Source organism: Virgibacillus tibetensis, assembly GCF_036026595.1.
Taxonomy (GTDB): domain Bacteria; phylum Bacillota; class Bacilli; order Bacillales; family Amphibacillaceae; genus Virgibacillus_P; species Virgibacillus_P tibetensis.
In genome coordinates this window covers 414923-429751 of the sequence record NZ_JARZFX010000002.1, presented here as the reverse complement: position 1 = coordinate 429751, position 14829 = coordinate 414923, and the positions used below count along the sequence as shown (strand labels likewise).

The 14829-nt window shown below is 39.7% G+C and carries 14 protein-coding genes; 10 read left to right on the top strand and 4 right to left on the bottom strand.

Annotation, left to right across the window (positions count from 1 at the left end):
• Positions 1–363: 363 nt before the first annotated feature.
• Positions 364–810: a phosphate-starvation-inducible protein PsiE gene (psiE, locus tag QGM71_RS06850; protein WP_327606781.1), complete on the top strand. Its 447-nt coding sequence runs from the start codon at positions 364–366 to the stop codon at positions 808–810.
• Between the two features lie 332 nt (positions 811–1142).
• Here the strand turns inward: psiE and QGM71_RS06845 are convergent, their stop codons facing one another.
• Entirely contained in the window at positions 1143–1595 is a 453-nt protein-coding gene (locus QGM71_RS06845; protein ID WP_327606780.1) for a hemerythrin domain-containing protein, read from the bottom strand.
• Positions 1596–1705: 110 nt separating this feature from the next.
• A complete protein-coding gene (locus QGM71_RS06840; protein ID WP_327606779.1) occupies positions 1706–3064 on the bottom strand; it encodes an MATE family efflux transporter in 1359 nt (452 codons plus the stop codon).
• Positions 3065–3482: 418 nt separating this feature from the next.
• Here QGM71_RS06840 and QGM71_RS06835 point away from each other — a divergent pair, with 418 nt between their 5' ends.
• The 3 genes from QGM71_RS06835 to QGM71_RS06825 all read left to right on the top strand — a co-directional run bounded on the left by QGM71_RS06835 (position 3483) and on the right by QGM71_RS06825 (position 5972).
• Positions 3483–4394, top strand: coding sequence for a DMT family transporter (locus QGM71_RS06835; RefSeq protein WP_327606778.1), 912 nt, complete (start codon positions 3483–3485; stop codon positions 4392–4394).
• Positions 4395–4594: 200 nt separating this feature from the next.
• The gene (locus QGM71_RS06830) at positions 4595–5524 is read left to right on the top strand and encodes an LCP family glycopolymer transferase (RefSeq protein ID WP_327606777.1); all 930 of its coding nucleotides are present in this window, start codon (positions 4595–4597) and stop codon (positions 5522–5524) included.
• 133 nt (positions 5525–5657) lie between these two features.
• Complete coding sequence (locus QGM71_RS06825) at positions 5658–5972, top strand: DUF3892 domain-containing protein (RefSeq protein ID WP_327606776.1); 315 nt, start codon at positions 5658–5660, stop codon at positions 5970–5972.
• 115 nt (positions 5973–6087) lie between these two features.
• On the opposite strand, the gene QGM71_RS06820 is transcribed toward QGM71_RS06825, so the two are convergent.
• A complete protein-coding gene (locus QGM71_RS06820) occupies positions 6088–6549 on the bottom strand; it encodes a DinB family protein (RefSeq protein WP_327606775.1) in 462 nt (153 codons plus the stop codon).
• A 215-nt stretch (positions 6550–6764) separates the two neighbouring features.
• Complete coding sequence (locus tag QGM71_RS06815) at positions 6765–8381, bottom strand: ABC transporter substrate-binding protein (protein WP_327606774.1); 1617 nt, start codon at positions 8379–8381, stop codon at positions 6765–6767.
• A 243-nt stretch (positions 8382–8624) separates the two neighbouring features.
• Here QGM71_RS06815 and QGM71_RS06810 point away from each other — a divergent pair, with 243 nt between their 5' ends.
• The 6 genes from QGM71_RS06810 to QGM71_RS06785 are packed head-to-tail and all read left to right on the top strand — an operon-like array spanning position 8625 to position 14712.
• Positions 8625–9590, top strand: a complete 966-nt coding sequence (locus QGM71_RS06810) for an ABC transporter permease (RefSeq protein WP_327606773.1) — start codon at positions 8625–8627, stop codon at positions 9588–9590.
• A 1-nt stretch (position 9591) separates the two neighbouring features.
• The gene (locus QGM71_RS06805) at positions 9592–10485 is read left to right on the top strand and encodes an ABC transporter permease (protein ID WP_327606772.1); all 894 of its coding nucleotides are present in this window, start codon (positions 9592–9594) and stop codon (positions 10483–10485) included.
• A gap of 19 nt (positions 10486–10504) precedes the next feature.
• A complete protein-coding gene (locus tag QGM71_RS06800) occupies positions 10505–11536 on the top strand; it encodes an ABC transporter ATP-binding protein (RefSeq protein ID WP_327606771.1) in 1032 nt (343 codons plus the stop codon).
• Positions 11511–12500, top strand: coding sequence for an ABC transporter ATP-binding protein (locus tag QGM71_RS06795; protein WP_327606770.1), 990 nt, complete (start codon positions 11511–11513; stop codon positions 12498–12500). Before QGM71_RS06800 ends, QGM71_RS06795 begins: the two co-directional genes overlap by 26 nt.
• Positions 12500–13447 (top strand): DUF1177 domain-containing protein, encoded by a 948-nt coding sequence (locus tag QGM71_RS06790; protein WP_327606769.1) that lies wholly within the window; start codon positions 12500–12502, stop codon positions 13445–13447. The genes QGM71_RS06795 and QGM71_RS06790 overlap by 1 nt, the downstream gene beginning before the upstream one ends.
• Positions 13447–14712, top strand: a complete 1266-nt coding sequence (locus tag QGM71_RS06785; protein ID WP_327606768.1) for a M20 family metallopeptidase — start codon at positions 13447–13449, stop codon at positions 14710–14712. The genes QGM71_RS06790 and QGM71_RS06785 overlap by 1 nt, the downstream gene beginning before the upstream one ends.
• Positions 14713–14829 lie beyond the last annotated feature (117 nt).

Below are 14829 nucleotides of genomic sequence, written 5' to 3'. Positions count from 1 at the left end.
AGAATAAATGGGGTGAATAGGAGAAGTATACTGAAAATGTATAGCGTTTAATTTTTTCTAGTTGCAGGAAGTGGAGTATTAGGAAGTCAAATTGCATATCAAACAATTTTTCACGGATTTGATGTTAGTGCCTAGGATATCAATCGTGATGCACTTGAACATACCAAGGAAAAAATGTTGAATTTATAGTCCCGTAATAAAACCATAAGGATAAAGGATGTGGAATAGAATAGGCTGAATTTACCTCAAGTTAAATGATTGCAAAGTTTTTGTTAAGATTGCTTCATGCGGGGGGAAGTAGGTTTTGACTATGATAAGATGATTATGAAAAGCCATCTTCATACAGGTAGGAGGTTAGATCCAATGATACATACAGTAAAAAAGAGTTATGTTGTATTTCTTAACTTCTTTCCGCATTTGCTTCAAATTTTATTGAACCTGTCATTGGTATTTCTTGCAGTTATTTTATCTTTTTTACTGGTAAAAGAGTTATTTCTGTTTAGCCGAATTGTGCTTGAGAATGAGACTTCCGACTATCAACTATACCTAGCGAATATTTTGATTTTCTTTCTATATTTTGAATTTGTATCTATGATTGTAAAATATTTTAAAGAAAATTATCATTTTCCTCTTCGCTATTTTCTTTATATTGGAATAACAGCAATGATTCGATTGATCATTGTAGAGCATGAGGATGCGCTTCATACGATGTTCTACTCGATTGTTATCCTGATCCTGATTATTGGCTATTTCATAATGAATCTAACACCACGGGAGCGCCCGGAAAGTAAATGGTTATTTAGAAGATAGATCGCAGGAGGTGCCTAGTAATTTCCCGATTTTTGGAACATTATGTCGAATAGATATAGATAAATCGAAATGCCGCTGGCGCATATCTGCAGGGTTTAAATGCAGTAGACCAGTGGCATTTTATCGATTTTGATGAGGGCTTTTTAAATTTAATTTCTTGTCTGGAACACTTAACGTTCTAGTATAACTAAGGTGCAATGACCTGCTTATAATGTCTAATCCTACTAATTATAAGTGAGAACCCATAGTCCACATAAAACACTTAATCATACGTGCTATATGTGAAAAAAAGGGAGTATCATTCGACAAAAACCGGGAAGTGACAGGCACCGCTAATGTAAATAAGGTGCAAGTTCCTTAAGTTTATCCTCGGGCAATGCTTTTTCGATCATTGGGAAAATTATACGCTCTTCTTTTCGAATATGTGTTTCTAACAGGTTGCCCAGCTCATGCATTACATCTACATTGGCTTCGGGGGACCCTAAAAGTTCGTTTATTAGGGAACGTATTTTCACATGTTCTAACAGCATTTCGGTTAATTCCGGGCGATCGATTTGTGCGAACTGGGCATATGCAGGTAATAATATTTCCTCTTCTTCCCGGAAGTGCTGTTGGCCGTTGGGATTCCAGAATTCTTTGGTTTCTTTATATATTTCTTCTATGGTTAACCGGCTTTCCTCTGTTCCAGCTCGTTTTAGCTTAAGCGCTAAATGTAAGCCTATCATATGGTGGCGTGATAAGGGTTTCAGTGATTCGTGACGTTTTATGCCTTTTCGTTTAGTCATTTAAGTACCCCTTTCTTCGTTCCATCCTCGCTACTTCTATTATTAATCTTATTATAGCATTTCATTTGCCAGGAACGAATTGTACACGATAGCGGATACTTCAACATTTATTAACTACGCACTTTAAATAACGTCTTAAATTCCCGATGACGCTTCACATGGATAGCCACGGTGATCATTACTACTAGTTCTGCCAGTGGGACAGAAATCCATACCCCGTTTATACCGAAAATTACTGGTAGAATTAGTATAAAAACCATCATAAAAATAATTTCTCTGGACGCTGTGATCCAAATAGCCATTCGTATTTGGGCGACTGACTGGAAATAAGTCATCATCACAAAATTAATCCCCATAAACAGGTAGGCGATAAAGAACAGACGGATTCCGGTAGTAGCAATTTCCATTATGTCTTCAGGGAAATCTCCGAAGATAGACACAATTTGTCTCGCACCTGCTTGTCCAATTAAACATGCTGCTATTCCAGCGAGGATTGCTACTTTCAAGGCAATCTTGATCGTCTGCTCTTTTCTTCCCGGCAGGCCCGCGCCATGATAATAACTGATCAGTGGTTGGATCGCCGATGCCATTCCGAGAAACATCATGAGCATGACCCCGTGTACATAGTTGAGCACAGAGAAAGCTGCCACCCCTGCAGTACCAGCAATGCGAACCAAAGTAACGTTATAAGCTATAGTAAAGACAGAAATACCGATCTCGGATAAGAAACTTGGAAATCCTACGGTCATCGTGTTAATAAACAATGGGCGTTGAAACGCTATACGTACAAAACGTAAATTATTATCCTTTTTGAAAAAATGAATCAGTAGTACAAGAACTCCCAGAAAAGCTGCTAGTAATGTTCCAGCGGCCACTGCTGCTACTCCTAAATTTAATACATATAGAAAATAATAATTTATTCCTATGTTTGCCGTGGAGGTGACAATAAGGGAAATCATTGCAAGGTTGGGATTCTGGTCGTTCCGTACAAATATGCTCAGTGCGTTTTCTAGCGTGAATATAAAGCCGAAGAGCAGCATGACTTTTAGGTATCCAATAGTGAAAGGAAACGTTTCTTCATTTGCCCCGAGTAAGAAAGCGAGTTTTTCCCTAAAAATGAATGCAGTTAGACCGATGATTATTGTGAATACGATTATTAGCACCAATGAATGTGTAAAAATAAATCTGGCCTGTTTCGTCTGTTTTGATCCCATCGCTTGGGAAAATAAAGTGGCTCCGCCTATCCCAATCCAAAGTGACATGGCAAGAAAAAGGGTAAATACAGGTGACGCTATTCCAACACCAGCAAGAGCGACTGGACCCAGGCGGTTTCCTACCATCACTCCATCCACCACGATATTCAACGCCATTAACATCATCCCAATTAATGAAGGGATTAAATACTTGAAAAACACACGACTAACAGGCTCCGTCTCTAAAAAATTACTATTCGTCTGCTTGGATGTCATCTTTATCACCTGTCCTTCCAGGGTGTGCAGCGGTGCCCTGTTCTGTGCAGGTGCCTGTCACTTCCCGGGGTTTATCATATTTTGTCGAAGAAATTATAGGTTAATTTTTCAATATACTGTTTTAATGGTGAAGATATAGGCTTTCGTTGATTCAGTAAAATATACCGTAAACCTTTTATTTAGTTTAAACCTAGTTTAGTAGATTGGAAAGAAAATTTTATTGTAGAAGCTAATTTACGTGTTTTGGACCAAGGAGGAAGCCGTTGGTAGTGAAAGGTAATCGTCACGTTACGGTGGCGAATGAATAGGGTTTTACCTCATTGATGCAGGAAATTTCATTCGACAAATATCGGGAAGTGACAGGCACCCCATCTTATTGTAGAGTAGAGGAAGTACTTGGAAGCTGGGTGAATCATTGATGGTTAGAATTTATATTTTATTGCTGCTTGTTATGGTGATGTGGGGGTTTAATGTTTCGGCATTGAAGGTGCTGGTGGATGCCATTGATCCGATGCTATTGACATCGTTTCGCATTATGACTGCGGGTATTATTGTTTTAATAGTTTGCTATTTTATGGGTATTTTCAGGCTGCCATTTAAGCATGAGTGGCTTGTCATATTTTATATATCTATATTTAATGTGATCTTACACCATTCGCTTGTCGCTATTGGTTTAGAGAGAACGTCTGGCATAAATGGTGGTTTAATTCTGGGGATGATGCCTCTGGTGACGGTGATGATGGCTCTGATCATTTTACGGGAACGTATCTCTTGGATTAGAATTTCCGGCTTCATATTGGGATTTATTGGAGTGGTTGTGACAACATTAACAGGTGCTGATGGGTTAGCAAGCGTTTCATTAGGTGACTTCATCGTATTTTTAGCCGTTGTAGTACAAGGATTCAGTTTTGTTTTGATTAGTAAGTTGAAACCGACATTTGATCCACGGCTCGCAACTGGCTATATGCTGGTGCTTGGTGCAGTATTTATCTTTTTGTTCGGTCAGATCTTTAATCCGGGGATTCAAGAAGTTACAAGTTTGTTTGACTGGAAACTGGGATCTGTGTTCCTATTCAGTGCCGTTTTAGCGTCAGCATTCGGTCATATGACGTATAATTATGCAATTAAAAAAGTAGGGCCAGCTGAATCTGCCATATTTATTAATCTAAACACCCTTTTCGCCATCATAGGTGCATCTGTATTTTTAAATGAAATTATTACGAAATACCATGTTGTAGGATTCATATTGATCTTGAGCGGAGTATTTATCGGTACCGGCGCAGTAGAATATGTTTTGTTAAGAAGAGGGAAAGAGCACATAGGTAGGTAGGTGGCACTGCGTATGTAATCCGGAACAAGAGGTGGAGGTAATTGTGTTTTCACGACATAAAAGGAAAATAAAGTTTAAAGATTTGTATATACATCGTTCTTATTACGTTAATTGTCATGTATACTAGTAGAATACATAGGAATATTTAACTATTAAAAAAGGGCTATGTTTTAATAGTTTGAAAGTAAACTATAAGGAGCATGAGAATGAAAAGAACTGATCGTAAAAAGCCAAAAAGACTTTGGTTGAAAGTCCCATTAATTATTATTCTGCTGCTGGCCCTTGGTGGTGGAAGTTATGCTTTTTTCGTATACAACAATGCGAAGCAGACAGTAAATGATAAGATGCATGAGCCTGTTGAATCAATTGATGATGAGGTAGTGAAGGGAAAAACAAAGGCCCAAGAACCACTTAATATTTTACTGCTGGGAATTGATGCACGTTCAAGTGAAAGTGGGCGTTCGGATGCACTGATGATCCTTTCCTTAAATCCTAAAAATGATTCCATGCAGCTGATCAGTATCCCGCGGGATACACGTACGCAGATTGTTGGTAAGGGATTTGAAGACAAAATAAACCATGCTTATGCATTTGGTGGAACTGGTATGTCGATTGCATCTGTTGAGAACTTTTTAGACATTGAACTTGATTATTATGTTCGTATGAATATGGATGGACTTGAAGAACTGGTTAATGAACTGGGTACTATTACAGTAAACAACGAAATTGCCTGGAATGATGGTAAGTATGATTTTGATCTTGGCCCAGTTGAGATGGATGGCGACAAGACAATGCATTTTGTCCGAATGCGAAAACAAGATCCAAACGGCGATTTTGGCCGTACCACACGCCAACGTCAGGTAGTGGAGGGGATTGTTAAACGAGGTGCTTCTATTGGGTCGATTACAAAAATTGACAGTATGATAGATATTCTAGGAAACAATATGGCAACAAGCATGGACTTTGACGACATGAAGAAATTGCTTTCAGGCTATAAAGATACTAGAAAGAATTTCATTAGCTACCAGATGACAGGAAAGGGAACTACAATTGATGGTATTTATTATCTTGTTGTGCCAGAAGAAGAAATAGAAAAAGTGAATGGGATGATCGGAGAAATGAATTTGTAGGTCACTTCCCGCTTTTTGTGACATCCTGTCGAAACGAAATACTGAAGCTAAAGGCTGCAGCTGTGGCAATTAGTACAGTTGCATAAAATATACACCTCCCGAACATACTAACCGTAGTTCGGGAGGTGTTCGTATGACTAATAAAGATTTTGAAAGTATTTATAATGAATACAAGAACCAGGGTGAAGGTGAAGCAAAAACCCAGATCGATCAACCTGCAGATTCAAGTCAAGAACAGATAGTGGCTGTCCGTAAAAATGATGATGGTGATATCATTGCTTTTAAAACAGAAAGCGGAAGAGAGCTTGACTATATGACGGCTCTGGATGAAGCGAAGGAAGGAAAGTTGGCACATGTGGATGTCTTTCATAAATACGGCAGAGACATCATCCGCAGTGAAGCCGATGGCGTTAAAGAAAATAACCTATCTAATCTGGACACATTTTAAACAGGTGGGGGCCCGTTCACCGTTGGTCGCCAATCTCCAACAGCCAAGCCACTCCGTGAATCAAAGAAAAGACTGGATCATCGATATATGATGATCCAGTCTTTTCAACGTCCCTTTAGTTTGTTCGTTTCACCACAAGGCTCATGGAGTGGATCTGTCCTGAATGGTTCGCTTCGTGGAAGACAGCAAGTGTTGCCAGTCCACCAAATGTTTCTTGTCCTAAAAAGGCTTTATCCAATTTAACTTCAAATTGTTCTTCAGGGATTTGCATGACGCGTTTCAGCTGATCCCGAAGTTGCTCTGTTAATTCAGCGACAGATGGGACCTCACTCGGCCAATCCGAGGGCTTCGTTCCATAACCGAATAACGCCGGATAATTTTCAGGTAAGTGTTGTGTCTTACTTGGAAAACCAAATAAAAATTGCTCAGCTGCTGTTAGAATATGTCCAACCTGCCAGTGGATTGTGTTGTTGAAAACATCCGGCTGTACATCGACAAGCTCTGCATCGATTTTTTCCAATTCACTTAATAGGGCATTACGGGTAAATGCAAACTGTTTCAATAGAACATTACTCATATTTTAAATTCCCTCACTTTTTCTAGACTATGTACCCTAGTATAGCAACGAATTATTTAGTGAGGAAATAAACTGGCTTGTATAGAAAGGGATTGCCTCAACAGAGTATAAGAAAAACACTGTCATTCACAGGTTCCAGCAACCTTGTTAGCCTATCAAAAAAAAGAAAAGCAGATATTGTGCTCTGCTTTTCCAAAAAATGGTTATTCATTTCATTATCTGCTTACCCATACATTTGTACCGTTTGGATCAACAATGTTAATCGAACCATCCGCCATAATTTCAAATCCGCCAACTTGTGGTGAAACAGCAGCAGTTGTATCAAGGTTGTCCAATTCAATTCTGGAGTAGTCTCCCATCATAATCTCGATGGCTTCTTGATACAATGCGGTTCTTTCTTCTTGATCAGCTGTACCTGTTAAGGCTTGATCAAGCAATTCATCTACTTTCGAATTGTCATACCCTCTTCCATTACCAAGTGATCCAATTTGATCTGAATGGTATAACTGATTTAAGAAGAAGTATGGATCTGGATACCATGCCCAGCCTCCGATATAAAATGGTGAATTTCCTTTTGAAGCCGTGTCGCTGAGTGTTCCCCACTCTGAAACTTTAACATCTACATCAATATTCAGGTTTTCTTTCATTTGATTCTGGAAAATTGTAGCATATGGTACTCTTGATTCTAGAACATGAAGCTCTGTCTTGAACCCATCAGCATAATCTGTTTCCGCTAGAAGTTCTTTAGCAGCTTCTGGATCATATTCCGGCTTCAGTGATTCAAGCTCTTCACTGTATGCCCACGATTCTTTAGGAATTGGTGCATAGGACACGGAAGCTCCGCCCCATTGGTTCACACCTTGTACAATTTCTTCTACATTTGTTGCTTTATAGATAGCTTCACGCACTTTCGGATCAGCTGTTGGACCTTCTTGGTTATTCATATCAATATAAGTAAGAGTAAGTCCATTTTTTGATTGTAGTTCTAAATTAGGGTCTTGTTCAATAACTTCTCTATTCTGACCTTTAATGTCGGTCGCGATGTCAATATCATTGGAACGAAGTGCGTTTGTCATCATCGTTGGATCAGAGATGATTTTGTAAGTTACACCATCAAGGTTAGGTGTTTCACCCCAGTAATTGTCATGTCTTACGAGTTCAACTTGTTGGTCTGTCTGCCAATTTTTAAGTGTAAATGGACCAGTACCGACAAGATTCGCACCGAATGCATCGCCCCAACCTTCGACTTCTTCTTTAGGTACAATGATATTTCCTCGGTCTGTCAGCATGGCAAGTAAAGCTGAGTTTGGTTCTTCCAAATGAATTTTCACTTCAAATTCATCTACTACTTCTACACTTTCTACACCTGCTAAACGGTTCAATGCAGATTCTTCAGAAGAACGTTCCAGGCTGAATTTAACATCTTCTGCAGTCATTTGTCTTCCATCCTGGTATTCACCTTCTTGGAAATAAACATCATCTCTAAGTTTAAATGTAAAGGACATTAAATCCTCTGAAGGCTCCCATTCAGTAGCAATGGAAGGATCAAATCCACTTAGGTCTTTATTGTATACGATTAAGGTATTTCCAATAGAACGCATGATCTGAGATTCGTAAACACCAGTGTAACGGATAGGATCCAGTGTATTAGGATTGGAAGAAAGTCCGACATTTAAGATCCCGCCTTGTTGTGGTTCCCCAGATTGTGCTCCGGAGTCACCCTCGTTGTTTGTATCGTCAGAGCCCGTGTCAGATGAGCAGGCGCTAATGATCAATCCTATCGTAATAATTGAAAAGATCAGGAATAGTCTTTTTATCCCTTTGTTATTCATAAAATTTCCTCCTTTGATATGATTCATAATGTGAACCAGCTATTCAAATATCGAATTATTATATAAAGTACCATAACTTTTGATGTAAAGTAAAGAGTTTTTTTACTATTACAATAAAAAAGAGTTTTGCTTTAAATGTGTATTTACAAATAAAAGAAGTAGTGCTAAACTATTTTTAATTCAAATAGTAATACACTGATTCAAATAGTGAAATATGGATGAAAGTGTTAAAGGAGGGTAATGATGGGAACTTTTATTGTTAGCAGAATACTAAATATGATACCTACACTACTTATAGTAGCAGTTATTGTTTTTTTGATAACACGGATGATTCCAGGGGATCCGGCAGCTGTTATGCTTGGCCCGCAGGCGAGTGTCGAAAACATTGCTAAACTAACAGAGCAGCTGGGATTAAATGAACCTTTGTACATACAGTTCTTTGAGTATATTGGAGGTTTATTCCAAGGAAACTTTGGAGTTTCATTGGCTTATAATCAGCCAATAGCTGATTTGATTATGGAGCGCTTCCCTAATACGGTCGTGCTTGCAGTTAGTGCGTTGATCATCGCAATTATGATTGGTGTGCCAGCAGGAATCATTTCTGCTACGAAACAGAATTCCTTGGTGGACTATGTTATTACAACTGTTTCTTTAGTAGGTGTGTCGATGCCAGTCTTCTGGTTAGGTGTCATGCTCGTTCTTTATTTCAGTGTTAACTTAGGCTGGTTTCCTGCAACAGGGATGGGCCAGTGGGATGAGGGATTCGGCGAATTTATAAAGCATTTGATCTTACCGAGTATTACCCTTGCTACTATCCCAACAGCTACGTTTGCCCGGATTACGAGGTCAAGCATGCTTGAGGTTATCTCACAGGAATATATAAAGACAGCACGTTCTAAAGGATTAAGTGAATTTATTGTTATTTGTAAGCATGCATTCAAGAATGCAGTTACGCCACTGCTCACTGTCATGGGACTGCAGATTTCCATGATGCTCGGTGGAGCTGTTTTAACAGAAACAATATTCAGCTGGCCTGGAATGGGGCTGCTGATCATAGATGCTATTGAAAAGAGAGACTTTGTCGTTGTACAAAGTACGGTATTGTTTATTGCGTTTATCTTTGTCGCAGTAAATCTGGTTGTCGATATTCTTTATAAAGTAGTGAATCCTAAAATTAACTATTCTACAAATAAAGGAGGTACGAATTAAGATGACCTCATTACAAGCAACTGAAAATACTGTAGAAGTAACGGCAAGAGAAGCAAAGAAGCAGCCATCGCTATTCAGGAAATTAATTCGAAACAGGCTTGCTGCTGTGGGATTATTTGTAATATTAATTCTGATTATTACCGCAATATTTGCCCCGTTAATTGCACCCCATAATCCAACACAGATGGATGTTACCAAGTCTCTGTTAAAGGCAGGGGAGCAAGGCCATATACTGGGTACGGATAACTATGGAAGAGATATTTTCAGCAGAATAGTTTATGGTGCAAGAATCTCCCTGATTGTAGGAATAGCCGCTGTATTATTTGGCGCGATTTTCGGATCGCTGCTTGGAGTGGCAGCAGGTTACTTCGGTGGAAAATTGGATTCAGTTATTATGCGCTTTATGGATGGACTGTTTGCTTTTCCATTTATTTTACTAGCAATTACCTTAATGACTGTGCTTGGACAAGGTCTGATTAACGTTATTATTGCCATCGGGATCGCGAATATTCCTGGGTTTGCAAGAGTTGTCAGGGGTCAGGTGCTGAGTGTAAAGGAACTTGAATTTATAGAAGTAACGAGATCGCTTGGTGCAAAACATGGCAGAATTATTTTTCAGCATGTGCTGCCAAATAGTATCGCACCATTAATTGTATACGCAACAATGAGTGTAGCAGGTGCTATTATTTCCGAGGCATCCTTAAGTTTTCTGGGCTTAGGTGTTCAACCACCAACGGCTTCATGGGGAAGTATTTTAAAAGACGGGAAGGACTTCCTGGTGCTGAGTCCACATATGGCGACATTCTCCGGCTTGGCTATTTTAATTACTGTGCTCGGTATTAATCTATTTGGAGATGGCCTGCGGGATGCACTAGATCCGAAAATGAAACTTTAATTTAAGGGAGGCGAAACAAATGACTGATCCTTTACTACGCGTTGAAAATTTAGAAGTACAGTTCCGTTCGGGATCTGCCGTGACAAAAGCGGTAAAAGGCGTTTCTTTTACCTTAGGCAGAAAAGAGAACATTGGTATTGTTGGTGAATCAGGGTCAGGTAAAAGTGTGACCGCCACCTCCATATTGCGTCTCATTCCGAATCCACCGGGTAAGATTACGGGAGGACATATTTACTTTGAAGATAAAGATTTACTTGCATTATCCAATAAACAGATGAGGGATATCCGCGGAAATGAAATATCGATGATTTTTCAAGATCCCGGAACAAGTTTAAATCCTGTTTATACAGTGGGTAACCAAATTATTGAATCCATTAAAACACATCAGAATGTTACCAAGAAAGAAGCGAAGCGGCAGGCTATAGAGATGCTGGAGCTGGTAGGCATACCGGCACCTGAAAAAAGAATTTCCATGTATCCGCATGAATTTTCTGGGGGGATGCGTCAACGCGTGATGATTGCCATTGCGCTTGCCTGCAACCCGAAGCTATTGATTGCTGATGAACCAACGACTGCGCTGGATGTAACGGTACAAGCACAAATTATCGATTTGATGAAGAGCCTGCAGGACAGGATTGATACATCCATTATTATGATCACCCATGATCTTGGCGTTGTCTGGGAAACCTGTGAGAAGGTACTGGTCATGTATGCAGGAAATGTCGTCGAGTCGGGAAGTGTAACTGAAATCTATGATAATTCGCTTCATCCATATACATGGGGATTATTGGAATCGCAAATTACCGAAGGCGTATCCCATGACAAGGAATTATCCACCATTCCCGGCAGTCCACCTGATCTAAGTCAGGACATTCAAGGATGCGCATTTGCGGCCAGATGTCCTTTTGCTCAGGATATATGTTTGACCAAGCAACCGGAAAGTATCGAAGTGGAAAAGGACCATTTTGTCTCCTGTCATTTTCAAACGAAAGAATCCCGTTTAAATAGAGAGGAGCCGAAATACAATGACCGAACCGCTATTAAAAATTAGAAATTTGAAAAAGCATTTTCACATGCAAAGTCCGATTCCTTTTAAAAAATCAAGCCAAAGTGTGAAGGCAGTAGATGGTCTGGATTTTGATGTGTATCCTGGTGAAACACTCGGTGTCGTGGGGGAATCTGGTTGTGGTAAGTCCACAATGGCCCGGCTGGTGAACCAGTTAATCACACCATCAGAGGGTACTGTCGAATTTAAAGGCAGCAATCTGGTTGAAATGAATGCACAGGAGCTGCGTGCATCCCGAAAATCAATTCAAATGGTTTTCCAGGATCCCTATGCTTCTTTAGATCCGAGGAAAAAGGTAGGCGAATTGATTGCGGAACCATTACTTATTCATAATGTAGGTGATCAGTCCTCACGTAAAAAGCGTGTGCAATACTTATTGGAGGTTGTTGGGCTTGAGGGTTTTCATGCGGAAAGATACCCACATGAATTCTCCGGCGGGCAGCGTCAACGGATAAATATTGCCAGAGCACTCGTCTTAAATCCGGATGTCATTATTTGTGATGAGCCGGTTTCAGCCCTGGATGTGTCAGTACAGGCACAGGTTATCAATCTATTAAAGAGATTGCAGAAGGAATTTGATTTAACTTATATTTTTATTTCACATGATTTAAATGTTGTCAGATATATGTGTGACCGAATTGCCGTTATGTATTTGGGGAAAATTGTGGAAATGGGAACCTATCAAGAGGTGTATAACGATCCCCAGCATCCGTACACAAAAGCATTGCTATCAGCTGTACCAAAGGAAAGTCCGCATGATGATAAAAACAGGGTGATTCTTAAAGGTTCTGTTCCAAGTCCGATTAATCCGCCATCTGGATGTCATTTCCATGAAAGATGTCCGGTAGCGATGGAAATGTGTAAATCGATCGTACCTGAACTGCAGGATGTCGAAAACGGAAGTGTGGCATCTTGTCACTTACTTAATAAAAATCAGGAGGAATTATAATGTCATTCAAACATGTTATGGAAGTATACGATTTACTGGATAGTATTTATGCGTCAGGAGAAGATGTGAAAAGCTACTTATCTACTTTTAATGAAGAAAGTGATATAAGTGTGCAAACGGTCAGTGGACCAGAGGGATCAACCGATTTCATTAAAATTACGGTACCTGGTGTGAATGGTAAATCCCGCGGTGGAACTGCACCAACATTAGGGATTATCGGCAGACTTGGAGGAATCGGGGCTCGTCCTGAACTGAAAGGTTTTGTTTCTGATGGAGACGGCGCGCTATCATCGATTGCAGCTGCTGCAAAACTGCTGGACATGACGACAAAAGGAGATCAATTAAACGGGGATGTAATTTTAACAACACATATTTGCCCTACAGCACCAACATTACCACATGACCCTGTGCCATTTATGAGCTCGCCAGTAGATATTCTGGAAATGAACAACCATGAGGTTACCGTTGAAATGGATGCTATTCTTTCGATTGATACGACGAAGGGGAATATGATTACGAACCATAAAGGGTTTGCACTTACGCCAACTGTAAAAGAGGGATATATTTTAAAAGTGAGTACTGATCTGCTGCATGTATATACACAATCTACGGGTCAGCTTCCTGTAACCATGCCGATAACTACACAAGATATTACACCATACGGAAATGATTTATACCATGTGAACAGTATCTTGCAGCCTGCCGTTGCAACAGATAAGCCTGTTGTTGGGATTGCGATTACAACAGAAACAGCTGTTGCTGGCTGTGGTACCGGTGCGACTCATTTAGTTGATGTCGAGCAGGTTGTCCGTTTCGTAATTGAAGTTGCGAAGCTTTATGGCGAAAACAAATGCTCCCTGTATGATGAGAAGGAATTTGCTCATATAGAAAACCTTTATGGCAAAATGACTCATCTGCAAACAGCAGGGAAAGAGGTGTTAAGCTAATGAATAAAACCGAACTGAAACAAATGCTTATTAATGAGGTGGAAAATAATAAGGATGAGCTAATAGAGTTATGCAGCTCGTTAATTCAAATTCCGAGTGAAAATCCACCTGGAGATTCAACAGAGATAAGTAATTTTGTCGCGGACTATTTAAAAAAATATGATTTGGGTGTCGAATGGCATGAGTCAAGTGACAAAATGTATAATCTTGTTTCCAGTATTGGAGATGAAGATGGAAAACATTTAATTTATTGTGGTCATACCGATGTTGTACCTGCTGGGGATCTGAAGAAATGGGATTTTGATCCATTTTCAGGCGAAGTAAAGGATGGCTGGATGCTTGGCAGAGGTGCAAGTGATATGAAAGCTGGCCTGACGGGTCTGATTTTTGCCTTTAGTTTATTGAAGCGTCTGAATGTCCAATTACCAGGTAAACTTTCATTGGCTATTGTTCCTGATGAGGAAACAGGTGGGGACTTCGGTGTGCCATGGTTGCTTGAGAACGGAATTATTGAAGGGGATGGCTGTTTGATTGCGGAACCATCTTCGCCATTAAATCCTACGATTGGTCAAAAAGGATCCTATTGGTTCGAGCTGGAAGTATTCGGCGAACCAGGACATGGCAGCTTGTCTCCTTTAGCTGGTAAGAATGCGATCAGTGATGCCGTAAAAGCAATTCATGAAATTGAAAAGTTATGGGAGCTGGAAATTGAAGTTCCAGATGAAATTAAACCTTTAATTGAAGTATCACAGCGCTATATGAGAGAAGTTGAGAAAGACCGTGTGAAATTTCAGCCTGTCCTGGAGCATGTCACTGTAAATGTTGGGACTATTGAAGGTGGAACGAAATCCAATGTCATTCCAGAAAGCTGTAAGGTGCAGGTTGACTGCCGTCTTCCATTTGGTATCTCGGAAGAAGAAGTAACTTCTTTTATAGAAGAGAAATTAAATGCTTTGAATATCGATTACACGATCAGGGCGTTTGGATTTAGAAGCACAGCGAACTATACAGATGCACAGGATCCTGTATGTAAAGCAATTACGGATAATATTTCTTTCGTAACTGGTAAAGAATCATATGGTGTTATGCAATGGGCAAGTAGTGATGCACGTCATTTCCGTGACTATAACATCCCTGTCCTGCAATATGGTCCTGCGTATCTGCCAAGTATACATGGCTACAACGAGAAGGTAAAAGTAGAGCAGATTGTCACTTGTGCCAAAGTTTATATTGCTGCAGTAGTCGATTTCCTTTACACAAAGTAATGATTATTAACTGGAGGATAATTCTAACACAGGTAATCATCGTAAACATAAACTATCAATCTATCGCTTGATAATTTCAAAAATTAAATTTTCATGTTATGATTGTTCTGATTAGCT